The 14,584-nt window shown below is 57.8% G+C and carries 14 protein-coding genes; 7 read left to right on the forward strand and 7 right to left on the reverse strand.

What is annotated here, in order from left to right; translation table 11 throughout:
• Positions 1 to 35: 35 nt before the first annotated feature.
• Entirely contained in the window at positions 36 to 245 is a 210-nt protein-coding gene (locus tag ACTZWX_RS06370; protein ID WP_061331377.1) for a twin transmembrane helix small protein, read from the forward strand.
• A 15-nt stretch (positions 246 to 260) separates the two neighbouring features.
• Here ACTZWX_RS06370 and ACTZWX_RS06375 read toward each other — a convergent pair whose 3' ends face one another.
• From ACTZWX_RS06375 to coxB, 4 genes are read right to left on the reverse strand one after another with little or no spacing between them, the layout of a single operon-like run.
• Positions 261 to 1,148, reverse strand: a complete 888-nt coding sequence (locus ACTZWX_RS06375) for a cytochrome c oxidase subunit 3 (protein ID WP_058091853.1) — start codon at positions 1,146 to 1,148, stop codon at positions 261 to 263.
• A gap of 16 nt (positions 1,149 to 1,164) precedes the next feature.
• Positions 1,165 to 1,767, reverse strand: coding sequence for a cytochrome c oxidase assembly protein (locus ACTZWX_RS06380; protein WP_444713215.1), 603 nt, complete (start codon positions 1,765 to 1,767; stop codon positions 1,165 to 1,167).
• Between the two features lie 15 nt (positions 1,768 to 1,782).
• Positions 1,783 to 3,366 carry a cytochrome c oxidase subunit I gene (gene ctaD, locus ACTZWX_RS06385; RefSeq protein WP_444713216.1) on the reverse strand — a complete coding sequence of 528 codons (1,584 nt, stop codon included), beginning with the start codon at positions 3,364 to 3,366 and terminating at the stop codon, positions 1,783 to 1,785.
• A 57-nt stretch (positions 3,367 to 3,423) separates the two neighbouring features.
• Positions 3,424 to 4,548: a cytochrome c oxidase subunit II gene (gene coxB / locus ACTZWX_RS06390; protein WP_444713217.1), complete on the reverse strand. Its 1,125-nt coding sequence runs from the start codon at positions 4,546 to 4,548 to the stop codon at positions 3,424 to 3,426.
• A gap of 262 nt (positions 4,549 to 4,810) precedes the next feature.
• Here coxB and ACTZWX_RS06395 point away from each other — a divergent pair, with 262 nt between their 5' ends.
• The 3 genes from ACTZWX_RS06395 to ACTZWX_RS06405 all read left to right on the forward strand — a co-directional run bounded on the left by ACTZWX_RS06395 (position 4,811) and on the right by ACTZWX_RS06405 (position 7,398).
• Positions 4,811 to 6,088 carry an MATE family efflux transporter gene (locus tag ACTZWX_RS06395; RefSeq protein WP_444713425.1) on the forward strand — a complete coding sequence of 426 codons (1,278 nt, stop codon included), beginning with the start codon at positions 4,811 to 4,813 and terminating at the stop codon, positions 6,086 to 6,088.
• Between the two features lie 185 nt (positions 6,089 to 6,273).
• Entirely contained in the window at positions 6,274 to 6,915 is a 642-nt protein-coding gene (locus tag ACTZWX_RS06400; RefSeq protein ID WP_444713218.1) for a hypothetical protein, read from the forward strand.
• A gap of 96 nt (positions 6,916 to 7,011) precedes the next feature.
• The gene (locus tag ACTZWX_RS06405; protein WP_444713219.1) at positions 7,012 to 7,398 is read left to right on the forward strand and encodes a DoxX family protein; all 387 of its coding nucleotides are present in this window, start codon (positions 7,012 to 7,014) and stop codon (positions 7,396 to 7,398) included.
• A gap of 3 nt (positions 7,399 to 7,401) precedes the next feature.
• On the opposite strand, the gene ACTZWX_RS06410 is transcribed toward ACTZWX_RS06405, so the two are convergent.
• Positions 7,402 to 9,201, reverse strand: a complete 1,800-nt coding sequence (locus ACTZWX_RS06410) for a sensor domain-containing diguanylate cyclase (RefSeq protein WP_444713220.1) — start codon at positions 9,199 to 9,201, stop codon at positions 7,402 to 7,404.
• Between the two features lie 161 nt (positions 9,202 to 9,362).
• Here ACTZWX_RS06410 and ACTZWX_RS06415 point away from each other — a divergent pair, with 161 nt between their 5' ends.
• Together ACTZWX_RS06415 and ACTZWX_RS06420 are read left to right on the forward strand one after the other, a co-directional pair.
• A complete protein-coding gene (locus ACTZWX_RS06415) occupies positions 9,363 to 9,590 on the forward strand; it encodes a DUF1653 domain-containing protein (protein ID WP_444713221.1) in 228 nt (75 codons plus the stop codon).
• A gap of 117 nt (positions 9,591 to 9,707) precedes the next feature.
• On the forward strand, positions 9,708 to 11,030 hold the full coding sequence (locus tag ACTZWX_RS06420) for a Na+/H+ antiporter family protein (RefSeq protein ID WP_444713222.1): 1,323 nt from the start codon (positions 9,708 to 9,710) through the stop codon (positions 11,028 to 11,030).
• Positions 11,031 to 11,400: 370 nt separating this feature from the next.
• Here the strand turns inward: ACTZWX_RS06420 and ACTZWX_RS06425 are convergent, their stop codons facing one another.
• Positions 11,401 to 11,658 (reverse strand): YheV family putative zinc ribbon protein, encoded by a 258-nt coding sequence (locus ACTZWX_RS06425; protein WP_444713223.1) that lies wholly within the window; start codon positions 11,656 to 11,658, stop codon positions 11,401 to 11,403.
• 55 nt (positions 11,659 to 11,713) lie between these two features.
• Entirely contained in the window at positions 11,714 to 13,759 is a 2,046-nt protein-coding gene (gene prlC / locus ACTZWX_RS06430; protein ID WP_444713224.1) for an oligopeptidase A, read from the reverse strand.
• A gap of 282 nt (positions 13,760 to 14,041) precedes the next feature.
• On the opposite strand from prlC, the gene ACTZWX_RS06435 reads away from it, so the two are divergent.
• A complete protein-coding gene (locus ACTZWX_RS06435) occupies positions 14,042 to 14,581 on the forward strand; it encodes a gamma carbonic anhydrase family protein (protein ID WP_444713225.1) in 540 nt (179 codons plus the stop codon).
• Positions 14,582 to 14,584 lie beyond the last annotated feature (3 nt).

Consider the following 14,584-nt stretch of genomic DNA (forward strand, 5'->3'; position numbering starts at 1 on the left):
CCGTCCATATAACCATTCAACAACAGGGACACCCCATGCTAAAGCTTTTAATCGTTGTACTGCTGCTGGCGGTTATGGTCAGCCTGTTCAGCGGCCTGTTTTTCCTGATCCGCGACGGTGGCAAAACCAGCCGGGTGGTGAACTCTCTGGCGGTTCGGGTGGCGTTGAGCGTATTGCTCATTGCCGTGGTTCTGACCTCCCTGTGGACCGGAGATCTGGTGCTTAACCCGACCCCGGTCCCGTAATGGTCAACGTTGTTGTCAAATGACATAGACGAATACAAACAGTCCCAGCCAGACCACATCCACAAAGTGCCAGTACCAGGCTGCCGCCTCAAAACCAAAATGGTTGTCGGCCGTGAAGTGCCCCTTGTTGATTCGTATCAGCATGATCACCAGCATCAAGGTGCCAAGGAATACGTGAGCACCGTGGAAGCCGGTCAGCATAAAGAAGGTACTGCCGTAGATACCGGATTGCAGGGTCAGGTCCAGATCTCGATAGGCGTGCAGGTATTCATAGGACTGCACGAACATGAACACAACCGCCAGCGCAATGGTCGCCATCAACCAGAGTTTGATCTTTGCCCGGTCACCCGCCTTCATGGCGTGATGGGCAATGGTAACGGTAAAGGATGAGGTGACCAGCAGGATGGTGTTGATCAGAGGCAAGCCCCAGGGGCCGATGACTTCCGTGGGGCCTGGATAGGCTTGCGGGTCCGGATTGTTCACCAACGGCCAGCTGGCCTGGAACCCCTCCCAGAGCATGTTGGTGCTGCCTTTGTCACCTTCACCACCCAGCCAGGGCACCACAAACACCCGAACATAGAACAACGCGCCAAAAAAGGCGGCAAAGAACATCACTTCCGAAAAGATAAACCAGCTCATACCCCAGCGGAACGAACGGTCCATCTGGGGGCTATACAGGCCGGCCCGGCTCTCACGGATGACCGCGCCGAACCAGCCGAACAGCATGTACGCCATAATCAGGGCGCCTATCATGAACATGATCCAGGAGCCGGTGGTGCTTTCGCCCTGTTTGCCATTGACCATGATTGAGGCCACCCCGTAGAGGGTCACCCCCAGCCCGACAGTGGCCACGATGGGCCATTTGCTCTGTTCGGGAACGTAATAGGTCTGGTTATCCGCCATAACTGTCTCCGATGGCTTAGCCGTTATTGTTAGTTGTTGTCTGCGCCCGGTCGGACTTTGAAACTTCCGCCTGCTTGCCCTGATCGTACAGGGTGTATGACAAGGTCAGTTTGGTGATGTGTTCCGGCAAGTCCCGATCAACAATGAAGATCAGCGGCATCTCCACACTTTCCCCCGCTTCCAGCGGTTGCTGATTGAAGCAGAAACACTCGGTCTTGTGGAAAAACAGCGTGCCTTCTGAGGGGGCCAGGCTGGGCACGGCCTGGCCAACCATGGGCTGATCGGTCGGGTTCTCGGCATAGTAGTTGATAGTGACCGATTCCCCCGGGTGCACCTGCACACTTCGAACCACCGGACGGAACTTCCAGGTCATACCGGGGCCGTTACTGGCCAGGAACTGAACCGTCACGGTCCGGTTTTCATCCACCTGCTGGGTGGCACTGGCTTCATATCGGCCACCGGTTTTGCCGTTGATGCCGGTGATCTCACAGAACACTTCATACAACGGCACCAGCGCAAACCCGAAGGCAAACATGCCCACCACCCCTGACAGGCACCAGCCAATCACCCTTACATTACTTTTACGCTCTGGCGTTTTCTCACCTGTTTGCTCAGACATGGTGCAGCCTCCCGGTTATTTCACTTCCGGTGGAGTGGAGAAGGTGTGGTAAGGCGCAGGTGACGGAACGGTCCACTCAAGACCTTCAGCACCATCCCAGGGCTTGGCGGGCGCTTTTTTGCCGCCTTTCACACACTTGACCACAATGAACAGGAACAACAACTGGGTCGCTCCGAACATGAAGGCTCCAATACTGGAGATCATGTTGAAATCGGTGAACTGCAGGGCGTAATCCGGAATCCGGCGCGGCATGCCCGCCAGCCCCAGGAAATGCATGGGGAAGAACGCCAGGTTCATACCGATGAACGACAGCCAGAAGTGCGTCTTGGCCAGGGTTTCGTCATACATATGGCCGGTCCACTTGGGCAGCCAGAAGTAGGCAGAGGCAAAGATGCCAAAGATGGCCCCCGGTACCAGTACGTAGTGGAAATGCGCTACCACAAAGTAAGTGTCGTGGTACTGGAAGTCCGCCGGCGCGATGGCCAGCATCAGGCCGGAGAAACCGCCGATGGTGAACAGAATGATGAAGGCCACCGAGAACAGCATCGGCGCTTCAAAGGTGAGCGAGCCCCGGAACATGGTGGTCACCCAGTTAAACACCTTCACCCCGGTCGGCACTGCGATCAGCATGGTGGCATACATGAAGAACAACTGGCCGGCCAAGGGCATGCCCACGGTGAACATGTGGTGAGCCCAGACCATGAACGACATGATGGCGATCGCGCCCACCGCATACACCATAGAGGCATAGCCAAACAGCGGCTTGCGGGAGAACGCCGATACAATGTGTGAGATGGCCCCGAAAGCCGGCAGGATCATGATGTAAACCTCCGGGTGCCCGAAGAACCAGAACACGTGCTGGAACAGCACCGGATCACCGCCACCGGAAGCATCAAAGAAGCTGGTGCCGAAGTGGATGTCCATCAGCATCATGGTAACCACACCGGCCAGTACCGGCATGACAGCAATCAGCAGGAAGGCGGTAATCAGCCAGGTCCATACGAACAGGGGCATTTTCATCAGGGTCATGCCCGGTGCCCGCATGTTCAGAATCGTGGCGATCACGTTGATGGCACCCATGATCGACGACACACCCATGATGTGCACCGCAAAAATAAAGAAGGTGGTACTCGGCGGCCCGTAGGTCGTCGACAAAGGCGCGTAGAAGGTCCAGCCAAAGTCCGGAGCGCCGCCCTGCATGAACAGGGTAGAGACCAGGATCAGGAAGGCACAAGGCAGCAACCAGAAGCTCCAGTTGTTCATCCGCGGCAAAGCCATGTCTGGCGCACCCACCATCAGTGGCAGCATCCAGTTAGCCAGGCCGACGAAAGCCGGCATTACCGCGCCAAACACCATGATCAAGCCGTGCATGGTGGTCATCTGGTTAAAGAATTCCGGCTCGACAATCTGCAGGCCGGGCTGGAACAGCTCGGCCCGAATCACCATCGCCATGCTGCCACCCAGCAGGAACATGGCGAAGCTGAAGATCAGGTACATCGACCCGATGTCTTTGTGGTTGGTCGTGAATAGCCAACGGCTGATGCCTTTGGCCGGGCCGTGATGATGGTTCTGGGCGTGGGTATCTGCAACCGCACTCATGAAAACCCCCGTTACCGCCGTTTGTTATGGCTGGTGATTGTTGTTATCTGGCGTTGATTACTGCTGGTTCTTGTAATCAAAAATTTCTTTGGGCGTGACCATTTCACCGGTGTTGTTACCCCAGGCGTTCCGCTCGTAGGTAATCACCGCGGCCAGGTCGACCTCGCTCAACTGGTTGCCGAAGGCCTGCATGGCTGTGCCCGGCGCACCGTTCACCACGATATCGATATGCCCCTCCATGTCCTCCAGCGCCATTTGGCTGCCCTTCAGCGCCGGGAAAGCCGGAGGCATGCCGGTACCGTCAGCCTGGTGGCAGCTGGCACAGGCGGTTGCATAAGCCCGCTCACCACGCTCCATCAACTCTTCGAGCGTCCAGTCTTTTTCAGTCAACTGGCGCTCCATTTCGGCCATCTCTCTCTGTTCTGCCACCCACTCGTTGTATTCCTCTTCAGGCACCGCTTTGACGACCACGGGCATAAAACCATGATCCTTGCCACACAGCTCGGTACACTGGCCACGGTAGGTGCCAGGCACATCAACCCGGGTCCAGGTTTCGTTGATAAAACCCGGAATGGCGTCTTTCTTCACACCGAATTCCGGCACCCACCAGGAGTGGATAACATCGTTGGCGGTGAGCAGGAAACGGACTTTTTTGCCGACGGGAATCACCAGCGAGTTATCAACTTCCAGCAGATAGTGTTCGCCTTTGGCCTGACGGTTACGGATTTGCTCTCGCGGGGTGGACAGGTTGGAGAAGAAACTGAAATCTTCGTCAATGTATTCGTACTGCCACCGCCATTGGTAACCAGTAATCTTGATGTCGACGTCCGACTCGGTCGTGTCGTACATCTCGACCAGGGTTGCCGTTGCCGGTATCGCCATGGCCACCAGGATAGCCAGCGGGATAATGGTCCAGAGCACTTCCACCACGGTGTTCTCGTGGAAGTTCGCGGGCTTGGCACCCCGGGATTTACGGTGGGCAAAGATTGACCAGAACATAACCCCGAAAACAATGACGCCAATGGCGACACAGATCCAGAGAATGGTCATATGAAGGCTAAAAATCTGGTTACTGGTGCTGGTCACCCCAGGTGACATGTTCATGGTCCAGTCAGCCATGACAGTGACCGGCAACAACAGACCAGCGGCTAGGGCTACTGCCCGCTTGGCATGCACGCGCATACTGTGTCTCCACAGAGTGTTATTCTTGTCGGATTTTGCGTCATCCCCCTGCGACACACACCGGCGCTCGCAACACCGGATGGCCTCAGAGTGAAAGCCTGCTTATGGATACATCAAGATCGAGTATAGACACAGATCAAGAAAAGGCTAAAAAATCCTTAAATCCAAAACGGATAAACACTAAGTTTTGAGAACCAGAACTCATAAAAGGCCCCTATTGACCAGCACAGACCACCGCCTGTGGGCCCTGGCCTGGCCGCTGATGCTGACCAATCTGACCGTGCCATTACTCGGCCTGGTGGACACCGCTGTGTTGGGCCACCTGGACAGCCCGGAATACCTTGGCGCTGTGGCGGTCGGCGCCAACCTGTTCAATATTCTGTATTGGACATTCGGCTTTATGCGCATGGGGACCACGGGCCTGGCGGCACAAGCTTGGGGTAAACGGAACTCCTTCGCCCAGGTAGCTCTGCTGTTACGCTCCATCGTGCTGGCCACCGGCATAGGCCTGCTGCTGATCCTGTTCCACAAGCCCCTGATCACACTTGGTCTGACCCTGATGAACCCGAGCCCGGCGGTGGCGGAACTGGCAGCGGAATACGCTTCTATCCGGATCTGGAGTGCGCCGGCCGTGCTGTGTCAGTACACCCTGGTGGGCTGGCTGATTGGCACTCAGTTCCCCCGAGGCCCCATGGTGATGCTGATCATCGCCAACGGTATCAACATCGTGCTGGATGTGTTCTTCGTGACGGTGCTGGGCTGGAACAGCCGTGGCGTGGCCATGGCCACCGTCATCGCCGAATACGGTGCCGCCCTGATCGGGTTTGCCATCGTGTTAAGCAGAATGCCCGAAGGCCAGCGGCTGACCCGGGCGTTGATCGGCCAGGTGTCCGATTATCTGGCGATTCTGCAGGTGAACCGCTACATCATGGTCAGGACCATCGCACTGCTGCTGGTACTGGCTTTTTTCACTGCCCAGGGCGCCCGCCAGGGAGATGTGATCCTGGCCGCCAATGCTGTGCTGATTACCTTTTTGCTGGTGATCTCCAATGCCCTGGACGGCTTCGCCAATGCCGCCGAGGCACTGATTGGCGAAGCCGTTGGCAAGGGCAGCCGGCGACGCTTTCGCCTGGCTTTCCGAAGCGCCCTGCGCTGGTCTTTATGGGGCTCGCTAATACTGACCATTGTCTTTGTCATTGGAGGTCGATGGCTGATCAGCCTGCTCACCGGGCTGGAAGAGGTACGCACCGCGGCCTGGCAGTACCTGCCCTGGCTGTGGCTATTGCCGCTGGCTGCGGTATGGGGTTTCCTGCTGGACGGTGTATTCATCGGCGCCACCCGCACCCGGGAAATGCAGAACACCATGCTGTTTTCTGCCCTCGGCGTGTTCCTGCCGGTCTGGTGGCTGAGCACTGGCTGGGGCAACCATGGGCTCTGGCTGTCGCTCATAGCCCTGATGCTGGCAAGAGCCGCCAGCATGGGCTGGCTCTGCTGGCGTTATACCCGCCTGGACAGCTGGTTCAGCCAGCGCCGACCCTGAACCGCGTTCTGGCCGTGAAAGGTTAACTTCTGTCATAACCACAGCAGAGCCCGAAATCTTGGCTACACTGATCAAAAACGGCGGGGGCGTTTGTGTTTCAGCATTGGCGCCTTTGCCCGTGTACTCCTCGACCCAGGGGGAACGCCTTGCGACCTCAACTTGTTCATACACTGGCATTTCCTGAAATGACACCAAAGGCTGTTCTCAACATCATTGACCAGGCAAGGCGAAAGGAAGCCCGCTCCGGCGCATTTCTCCGGCAGATGAAGGAGAAAGCCGCCCAACTGCCCACAGCGATCGTGGTTGACGGCTATCAGCCGGCCACCTCACTGTTCCAGTTTGCCGTCGAATACATCGAGATGGCGCCAAGACTGATCGAGTGTGTTGATGCCTGCGCACGGGAGGCCGGCAAGTCCGAGCTATTTCAGCCTTTCGTGGACGCCGCGACCCGATATTTCACCCAGCCTTCTGTACTGTTAGTGCAATACGACGGTCTGGACGGCCTGCTAATCCGTGCGTACCTGTGCCATCGGCTGATGGAAGAGATGCACGATAACAACCGTTCAATCCGGGCCGGCGAGCTGATCGACCTGGAAGCCACCCGGGCCAACCTGCTGGCCCATGAACTGATTGGCGAGCCATTCGCCAACGAACTCGATGACTCCATTACCGTCACCGTGCTGCAGATCGCCGGCACACCGGATTATTACAATCTTGATCTTGACCCCTTCATCGATCAGGTCAACAACCGGGCCTGGGACTGGATGCGGCATTACTGGGAAAATCTGCTGGAACGCAATCACATCCGGTTTTCCCTCCGCTATTAACCGGGGCCCTGGGTTTTACTACAAACAAGTCACTGAATTATCAATCAGAAACACGGTATCCTTCGGCTTTCGACTCACTCATCTGGAGGCCTCCCTGTGCTTGAAAACGCCGATTTGGGAAAACTGATTGTCCGGCTCACCCTGGGCGGACTGCTGCTGTTTCATGGCATCGCGAAACTGTTGAACGGTGTCGGCTTCATCGAAGGGCAGCTGGCTGCCCACGGTCTGCCGACCATTTTCGCTTACGGTGTTTACGTTGGTGAAGTCATTGCTCCGCTAATGGTGATACTGGGCTACCAGACCCGGATTGGCGCATTGGTTATTGTCTTCAATATGATCGTCGCCATTGCCCTGGTCCATGGGCATCAGCTGTTGAGCCTCAGCAGCAACGGAGGCTGGGCACTGGAGCTGCAGGGTTTCTTCCTGTTTATTGCCTTTGCAGTGATTTTCCTGGGGCCCGGCAAGTACAAGCTAAAAAACTGACGCTCAGGAATCGGCGGTGGGGGCCGGCACTTTCGGCTGCCAAACCACCACCCGGTTCCGGCCATTGTCCTTGGCGGCATAGAGTGTTTCATCGGCGCGGCGCACCAGCTCTTGGCTGCTGACGCCTCTCGCCGGTAGCATGGTTGCCACACCAACGCTGATGGTCAGTGGCACCGGCGCATCCTGCTCTTTGGTGGCCACAGGGGTTCCCGCAACCGCCTTGCGAATGCGCTCTGCCACTAACAGGGCGCCCGCGGGATCGGTGGTTGGCAGCAGTATCGCAAACTCCTCACCGCCGTAACGTGCCACAAGGTCACCTGCCCGCTGGACTTCCGCCTGCAAAATGCCGGCAAGTGCCACCAGGCAATCGTCGCCGGTCAGATGCCCCAGCTCATCATTGACCCGCTTGAAGTGATCAATATCCAGTAACAGCAAGCTCAGCTCGTGCTCATGGCGCAGCGCACGGCCCCACTCAATCTCCAGTTTCTCATCAAACCGGCGGCGGTTTGCCACGTGGGTAAGGCCATCGGTCAGGCTAATTGCCTTAAGTTGTTCGTTGGCACGCTCAAGCTCTTCGGTGCGCTCTCTCACCCGGGCTTCCAGCGTCAGGTTGGCCTGCTGCTGCACTTTCAGTGCATGCTCCTGTGCCTCCTGTCGGCGGCGACGCTCCATATTGATCCGGTAGGCCAGGGCGAATGACAGCAGGATAACCTCAATCGCCACACCGGCCTGGGGAACCAGCTCGGTCACCGGGCTGGTCGGCATCCAACCCATCTTGCTGACCGCCAACACCAGATGGCCCACCAGCAACGGCGTCCATGCCAGCACATAGAACCCCGCCAACACTTGCCCCTGACGCCAGACATAGAAACCGATGAGCCAGGCGGCAGGTGTAGCAAACGCGGCAATTCCGCTGACCAGGGCAATGCCGCTCTGATAGGGACCGAACAAACCGTAGACGAAGGTGAAACTGCAGGCGGCGATCACGCTTTGTAATACCCGATAGCTGAACGGGCTGTATTGGCGCACTGACAGAAACTTGATGGTAAACATCACCGCGCAAAACATGGCAAAGCTGATCACCGGCACGGTGAAGTAGCGATTGAGCTCGGGGATATCCGGCCAGAACCATTGAAACAGCAGCCCATTGAAATTGAGCTGAATCATACCGGTGGACACTACCGTCAACACATACCACAGGTAGGTGGTATGGCGAACAATGACAAACAGGAACAGGTTATACAGTGACAGAGCCACGACAATACCCAGGAACATGGCCTGCCAGCCATAAGAGAACTGCTCGTTGGCGAGAAACGTGGTCGACGGTGTAACGGCCACCGGTATCTGCACCGAGCCCTGGGTTTTTACTCGCACCCAGGCAACCACCGGTTCGGTATTGGAAGGCACCAGAAAGACAAAGTTGCGATGTATGATCGGCCGGGTATCGAATGGCCGGGTGTCTCCGGTGTGGTGAGATTCGACAAACTGGCCGTCCAGTTCCCAGTAAACGGATACCTCATCCAACAACGGATAGGCGATTTCCAGCACCCGGTTGACGGGCTCCGGCGTAATCGGCACCCTCAGCCAGAACGCACCATTGCTGAAGCCCCGGTTCAGCACCCGGGCGGCACTGTTATATTGCCATTGGCCATCGGGCAGTTGCTGAACCTGGGCGACGGTCAGGTTGTCCTCGGGCACTTCAACCCAGTCAAATCCCACGGGCCCAGCATGCACATGAAAGCTGACAACATACAGCAACAGGAAAAGAAGCTGGCATAGGGTGCGCGGAAATGGGCCATTCATTGTTGTCTGTTATTCCCGGCTCTGGAGTCTTGAACTACACTGGGAAACGGCTGCACGGCTACAGATCCAAACCCCAGCGTCTGAGTTAAGTGTAGACGTAACTGGCGCGGGAGTCCGCCGAAATTAAGGGGTAATCCCCGGTTACCACCTGAGAGGAAGGCATGTTTGACAAAAAACACCCCATCACCCCCGGCCGATACCGCCATTACAAAGGCAAGGATTACGAGGTTATTGGCATAGCCCGGCACAGCGAGACCGAGGAACCCCTGGTGGTGTACCGCTGCCTTTACGGCGACTACAGCCTCTGGGTGAGGCCGCTGGCAATGTTCCGGGAAACCGTGGAAGTGGCCGGTGAACAGGTCCCCAGGTTCGCCCGCCTCGACACCTAGTGATCGTTACACAACCGCTTTGACTGCCGCAGTCATTTCCTGCACATTAGCCCACTTTTCGTGCTGCCGGAGCCCAAAAGGCGCCGGTAAATCTTCAATTCCTACCCGGAGTTTGCCATGAATGCCGTTGTTGCCGCGGTACTGATCATGCTCGTGCTGAGCTTGTGCCGCATCCACGTTGTCGTCGCCCTGATCATTGGTGCCATTTCCGGTGGCATGGTGGCAGGGATGTCTCTGGAAACCACCATCAATGCCTTCAACACCGGCCTGGGTGGCGGTGCAACCGTGGCACTGTCATACGCCACCCTGGGTGCCTTCGCCGTGGCCATCGGCAAGTCCGGCCTGGCCCACGCCCTGGCCGACAAGGCCCTGGCCATCGTCGGCCGACAGGAGGAGGGCGGCGCTGCCACCGGCATTCGTTTCATGATCATCGGCCTGCTGCTGGCCATCGCCATCTCGTCCCAGAATATCCTGCCAATCCACATCGCCTTCATTCCCCTGGTGGTTCCACCACTGCTGTACGTGATGGCCAAGCTGAACATGGACCGCCGTCTGGTGGCCTGTGTGCTCACCTTCGGCCTGATCACCCCGTACATGTTCCTGCCCGTAGGGTTTGGCGGTATTTACCTGAATGAGATCCTGCTGGCCAATGTCGGCGATAACGGCGTGGATGCCAGCGAGCTGAACGTCATGTCCGCCATGGCCCTGCCAGCCCTGGGTATGTTCATCGGCCTGCTGATTGCCGTGTTCTTCAGCTACCGGGGCGGCCGGGGCTACGACATGAAACTCATCGAACGTACCGAGCGGGTGGATGTGAAGTACAGCCCCAAAACCCTGGTGATGGCGCTGGTGGCCATTGCCGTGGCCTTCGTGGTGCAACTCTGGCTGGGCTCGATGATCCTGGGCGCCCTGGCGGGCTTCGTGCTGTTCAACATTTCCGGCGTGGTGAAGTGGAAGGAAGCGGATGACCTGTTCACCGAGGGCATGAAGATGCTGGCGATGATCGGCTTCATCATGATCGCCGCCAACGGCTTCGCGGAAGTGATGCGGGAAACCGGCGAGATCGCCAGCCTGGTGGAGGGTTCGGTGGCCGCCATCGGTGATAACAAGGCACTGGCGGCGTTGCTGATGTTGGTGGTGGGCCTGCTGATTACCATGGGTATTGGTTCGTCGTTCTCGACCATTCCCATCATCGCGGCGTTGTACGTGCCGTTGGCCCTGCAACTGGGCTTCAGCCCCCTGGCCATCGTGGCCCTGGTCGGCACCGCCGGTGCCCTGGGTGATGCGGGTTCACCAGCGTCGGACTCCACCCTTGGGCCAACAGCGGGCCTGAATGTGGACGGCCAGCACAACCACATCTGGGATACCGTGGTGCCGACGTTCCTGCACTACAACCTGCCCCTGCTGGCCTTCGGCTGGCTCGCGGCTATGGTGCTCTGACCCGTTTGCTTTGGAGTTTGCCGTCCTGATCGTAGCCTGCCTGGTTTGGGGGCTGCGATGGGGTGGGTCAGGTTTTTTCCCTTGGAAATGCAACTCGCTGCGCTCAGACATCCATTTCCGGCGGAAAAAAACCTGACCCACCCCCTCACGTCGTACCAATGAGAGGTACGGAAGGAAAAGAAGAAAGAAGAAAAAAAGAAAGAAACCAAACCTTAAACAAGCGATTTCCGTGCTGTCCGGCTTAGAGGGTACGGGGGTGCTTTTCTGCAGGGAAAAAGAGTCTGAGCGAAGCGAGTTGTTTTTCCCGGAAGAAAAGCACCCCCGTGGCCTCTAACCCACCAAAACCGGCAGGCTAGGGCCCAAGCCCAGCCTAGTCCTCAGAGTCAGAGCCGGACTTAAAGAACACCACCTGCTTGACGGTATGATCATCGTTGTTGGCCTTCTTGTTCACCCGTGTTTCGATTTCCGGGGCCTCGGGCTGCGGCTGGTCAGACAGGGCATCGGTATAGCCGCAGGCCACGCACTCGCGGATCTGGTCACCGGCCTCGGTGGTGAACATCGTAATCTTGTCCATCTCCGCGCAGCGGGGGCACACCGCGCCGGCGATGAAGCGTTTCGGACTTGCCATAACTCTACTCCAGTAACACACCCGGTTGCCGGTACGACAACCGGGGTGGATTGTATCAGGCAGCTTCGTCCGTGATGCCGGTTTGTTTCAGCAGGGCATCCACCTGCGGTTCACGGCCCCGGAAGGCTTTGAACAGTTCCATCGGCTCCTGGGAGCCACCCTTTTCAAGGATGTTGTGCAGGAAGGCCTGGCCGGTTTCCGGGTCGAAGATGCCTTTTTCCTCGAACAGCGAGAAGGCATCAGCTGCCAGCACTTCCGCCCACTTGTAGCTGTAGTAACCGGCCGCATAGCCACCCGCGAAGATGTGGGAGAAGCCGTTGGGGAACCGGTTGAACTCCGGCGCCTGGACCACGGCGATTTCTTCCCGCACCTTGCGGTGCATGTCCAGCGGGTTGGTGGGGGCCACGTCGGTGAATTCCGCGTGCAGGCGGAAGTCGAACAGCGAGAATTCCAGCTGGCGCACCATACCCATGCCGGACTGGAAGTTCTTGGCCGCCAGCAGTTTCTGCAGCAGATCTTCCGGTAGTGGCTCTCCGGTTTCGTGGTGGCTGGCGATCAGGGCCAGGGATTCCGGGTTCCAGCACCAGTTCTCCAGGAACTGGCTGGGCAGTTCGACGGCATCCCAAGCCACGCCATTGATGCCGGACACGTCCATCACTTCCACCTGGGTAAGCATGTGGTGCAGGCCGTGGCCGAACTCGTGGAACAGGGTAGTGACCTCGTCGTGGGTCAGCAGCGACGGCTTGCCATCCACTGGCGGGGTGAAGTTACAGGTCAGGAATGCTACCGGCAGCTGCAGCGTGCCACGCTGGTTGCGCCAGCGTACCCGGCAGTCGGCCATCCAGGCACCACCACGCTTGCCCTGGCGGGCAAACAGGTCGAGGTAGAACCAGGCGATGGGCTGGCCGTTGCGGCTAATGCAGTAAGCCTTGGCGTCGTCGTGCCAGGTTTCTACCTCCGCATGCTCTTCGATCTGCACATCAAACAGCTTCTCCGCCACCTGGAACAGACCCGGCACCACTTTATCCACAGGGAACCAGGGGCGCAGGGTTTCCGGGGAGATGTCGTACTGCTTCTGGCGCAGCTTTTCGCTGTAGTAGCCAATGTCCCAGGCCTGCAGGTCGTCCACGCCGAAGTCGTCTTTCACAAATGCCTTCAGCTCGGCGAACTCCTTCTGTGCCTGGGGCTTGGACTTGGCCGCCAGCTGGTTCAGAAATTCCAGCACTTCGTCGACACTCCGGGCCATCTTGGTGGCCAGGGAACGCTCGGCGTAGTTATCAAAACCCAGCAACTGGGCCAGGGCATGACGGCGCTTGAGGATTTCCGCCATCACCGGTGTGTTGTCCCAGGTGGCAGCATCCGGGCCCTGGTCAGAGGCTCGGGTGACAAAGGCCTCGTATACCTCCCGGCGCAGGTCTCGGTTGTTGCAGTAGGTCATCACCGGGAAGAAGCTGGGGAAATCCAGGGTGATCACATAGCCATCCAGATCCTTCTGCCGCGCAGCCTGCTTGGCACCCTCAATGGCGGTTTCCGGCAGGCCGGACAACTCGTCCACGTCGGTAATCTGCTTGAACCAATGCTGAGTGGCATCCAGCACGTTATCACTGAACTTGTTGGACAACTCCGCCAGCTCCCGGGACAAGTCGGCGTAACGCTTCTTCTTGTCCTCCGGCAAGTCGACCCCGCCCAGGCGGAAATCCCGCAGCACGTTCTCGATGGATTTACGCTGGGGTTCGCTCAGTTCCTTGAAATCCTCCCGCGCGGCCAGTTTCTTGTAAGCCTCACACAGGGCACCGTTCTGGCTGACTTCGGTGCTGTATTCCGTCAGTTTTTCCAGACAGTTCTTGTACACCTTGCGCAGGTCATCGTTGTTCATCACGCCGTTCAGGTGTGAAATCACTGACCAGGCGTTGCTAAGCTTATTCTCCAGCGCCTGCATGGGCTGGGCCAGGGTGTCCCAGGTGGGATCTTCCTGCTGGGACAGCTCGGCAATTTTCATTCGATTCTCGCTGAGAATCTGGTCAATGGCTGTCTCCATGTGTTCGGTGCGGATATGACCGAACTTCGGCAACAAGTCATCTGTCAAAAGCGGGTTATTCATAAGTCCCCTTCTCAGCTGTTCGTGAATAAGATAGCTTGCACCAAGCTACGGGGTGCCGGTGGGGGATGGCTTTCAGAAACTGTGCGGAGCCATGGATGGCGGAGCCCAAGCGCCACATGGGCTCAGCCGAGCGCTTATGAAGCAAAGCTTCATGCGACGGCTGAGCGACCGCAATCTGTGATTGCGGGCCGGACCCTGCAAGGGTGCCGAAGGAGCGTGTTTCTGAAAGCCATCCCCCACCGGCGCCTTGCACCGTATTTGGACAGCATTGAGGTATATGTAATGGTAAATGTACGAACTCACAAGGGTATCACACCACAATTTGGTGAACGGACCTGGGTGGATGAGAGTGCCGTGGTCATCGGTGATGTGGTCATGGGCGAAGACTGCTCGGTCTGGCCCATGACCGTCATCCGCGGTGATATGCACAAAATCCGCATCGGCGACCGCTGCAGCATCCAGGATGGCTCGGTGCTGCACATCACCCACGCCAGTGATTTCAACCCCGGCGGCTGGCCGTTAATCATTGGTGATGACGTGACCGTTGGCCATAAAGCCCTTTTACATGGCTGCACCATTGGCAGCCGGGTGCTGGTGGGCATGGGCTGCACGGTGATGGATGGTGCCATCGTGGAAGATGAAGTGATTATCGGCGCCGGCACCCTGGTGCCACCGGGCAAGCGGCTCGAATCTGGCTACCTTTACGTGGGCTCGCCGTGCAAGCAGGCCCGGGCGCTGTCGGAAAAGGAACGCACGTTCTTCAAATACACCGCAGCCAACTACGTTAAGCTCAAAGACCAGTATCTTAACGACGAGTCATAAAGT

This window comes from Marinobacter sp. NSM (assembly GCF_052380025.1).
Taxonomy (GTDB): Bacteria; Pseudomonadota; Gammaproteobacteria; order Pseudomonadales; family Oleiphilaceae; genus Marinobacter.

What these genes read in the sequence shown, in the direction of transcription:
- ACTZWX_RS06410 (WP_444713220.1), bottom strand. Translation starts at nt 9,201, where the DNA reads ATGAATGGCCCATTTCCGCGCACCCTATGCCAGCTTCTTTTCCTGTTG.
- ctaD (WP_444713216.1), bottom strand. Translation starts at nt 3,366, where the DNA reads ATGAGTGCGGTTGCAGATACCCACGCCCAGAACCATCATCACGGCCCG.
- ACTZWX_RS06400 (WP_444713218.1), top strand. Translation starts at nt 6,274, where the DNA reads ATGACACCAAAGGCTGTTCTCAACATCATTGACCAGGCAAGGCGAAAG.
- ACTZWX_RS06425 (WP_444713223.1), bottom strand. Translation starts at nt 11,658, where the DNA reads ATGGCAAGTCCGAAACGCTTCATCGCCGGCGCGGTGTGCCCCCGCTGC.
- ACTZWX_RS06415 (WP_444713221.1), top strand. Translation starts at nt 9,363, where the DNA reads ATGTTTGACAAAAAACACCCCATCACCCCCGGCCGATACCGCCATTAC.
- ACTZWX_RS06370 (WP_061331377.1), top strand. Translation starts at nt 36, where the DNA reads ATGCTAAAGCTTTTAATCGTTGTACTGCTGCTGGCGGTTATGGTCAGC.
- ACTZWX_RS06435 (WP_444713225.1), top strand. Translation starts at nt 14,042, where the DNA reads ATGGTAAATGTACGAACTCACAAGGGTATCACACCACAATTTGGTGAA.
- ACTZWX_RS06380 (WP_444713215.1), bottom strand. Translation starts at nt 1,767, where the DNA reads ATGTCTGAGCAAACAGGTGAGAAAACGCCAGAGCGTAAAAGTAATGTA.
- coxB (WP_444713217.1), bottom strand. Translation starts at nt 4,548, where the DNA reads ATGCGCGTGCATGCCAAGCGGGCAGTAGCCCTAGCCGCTGGTCTGTTG.
- ACTZWX_RS06395 (WP_444713425.1), top strand. Translation starts at nt 4,811, where the DNA reads ATGCTGACCAATCTGACCGTGCCATTACTCGGCCTGGTGGACACCGCT.
- ACTZWX_RS06375 (WP_058091853.1), bottom strand. Translation starts at nt 1,148, where the DNA reads ATGGCGGATAACCAGACCTATTACGTTCCCGAACAGAGCAAATGGCCC.
- prlC (WP_444713224.1), bottom strand. Translation starts at nt 13,759, where the DNA reads ATGAATAACCCGCTTTTGACAGATGACTTGTTGCCGAAGTTCGGTCAT.
- ACTZWX_RS06420 (WP_444713222.1), top strand. Translation starts at nt 9,708, where the DNA reads ATGAATGCCGTTGTTGCCGCGGTACTGATCATGCTCGTGCTGAGCTTG.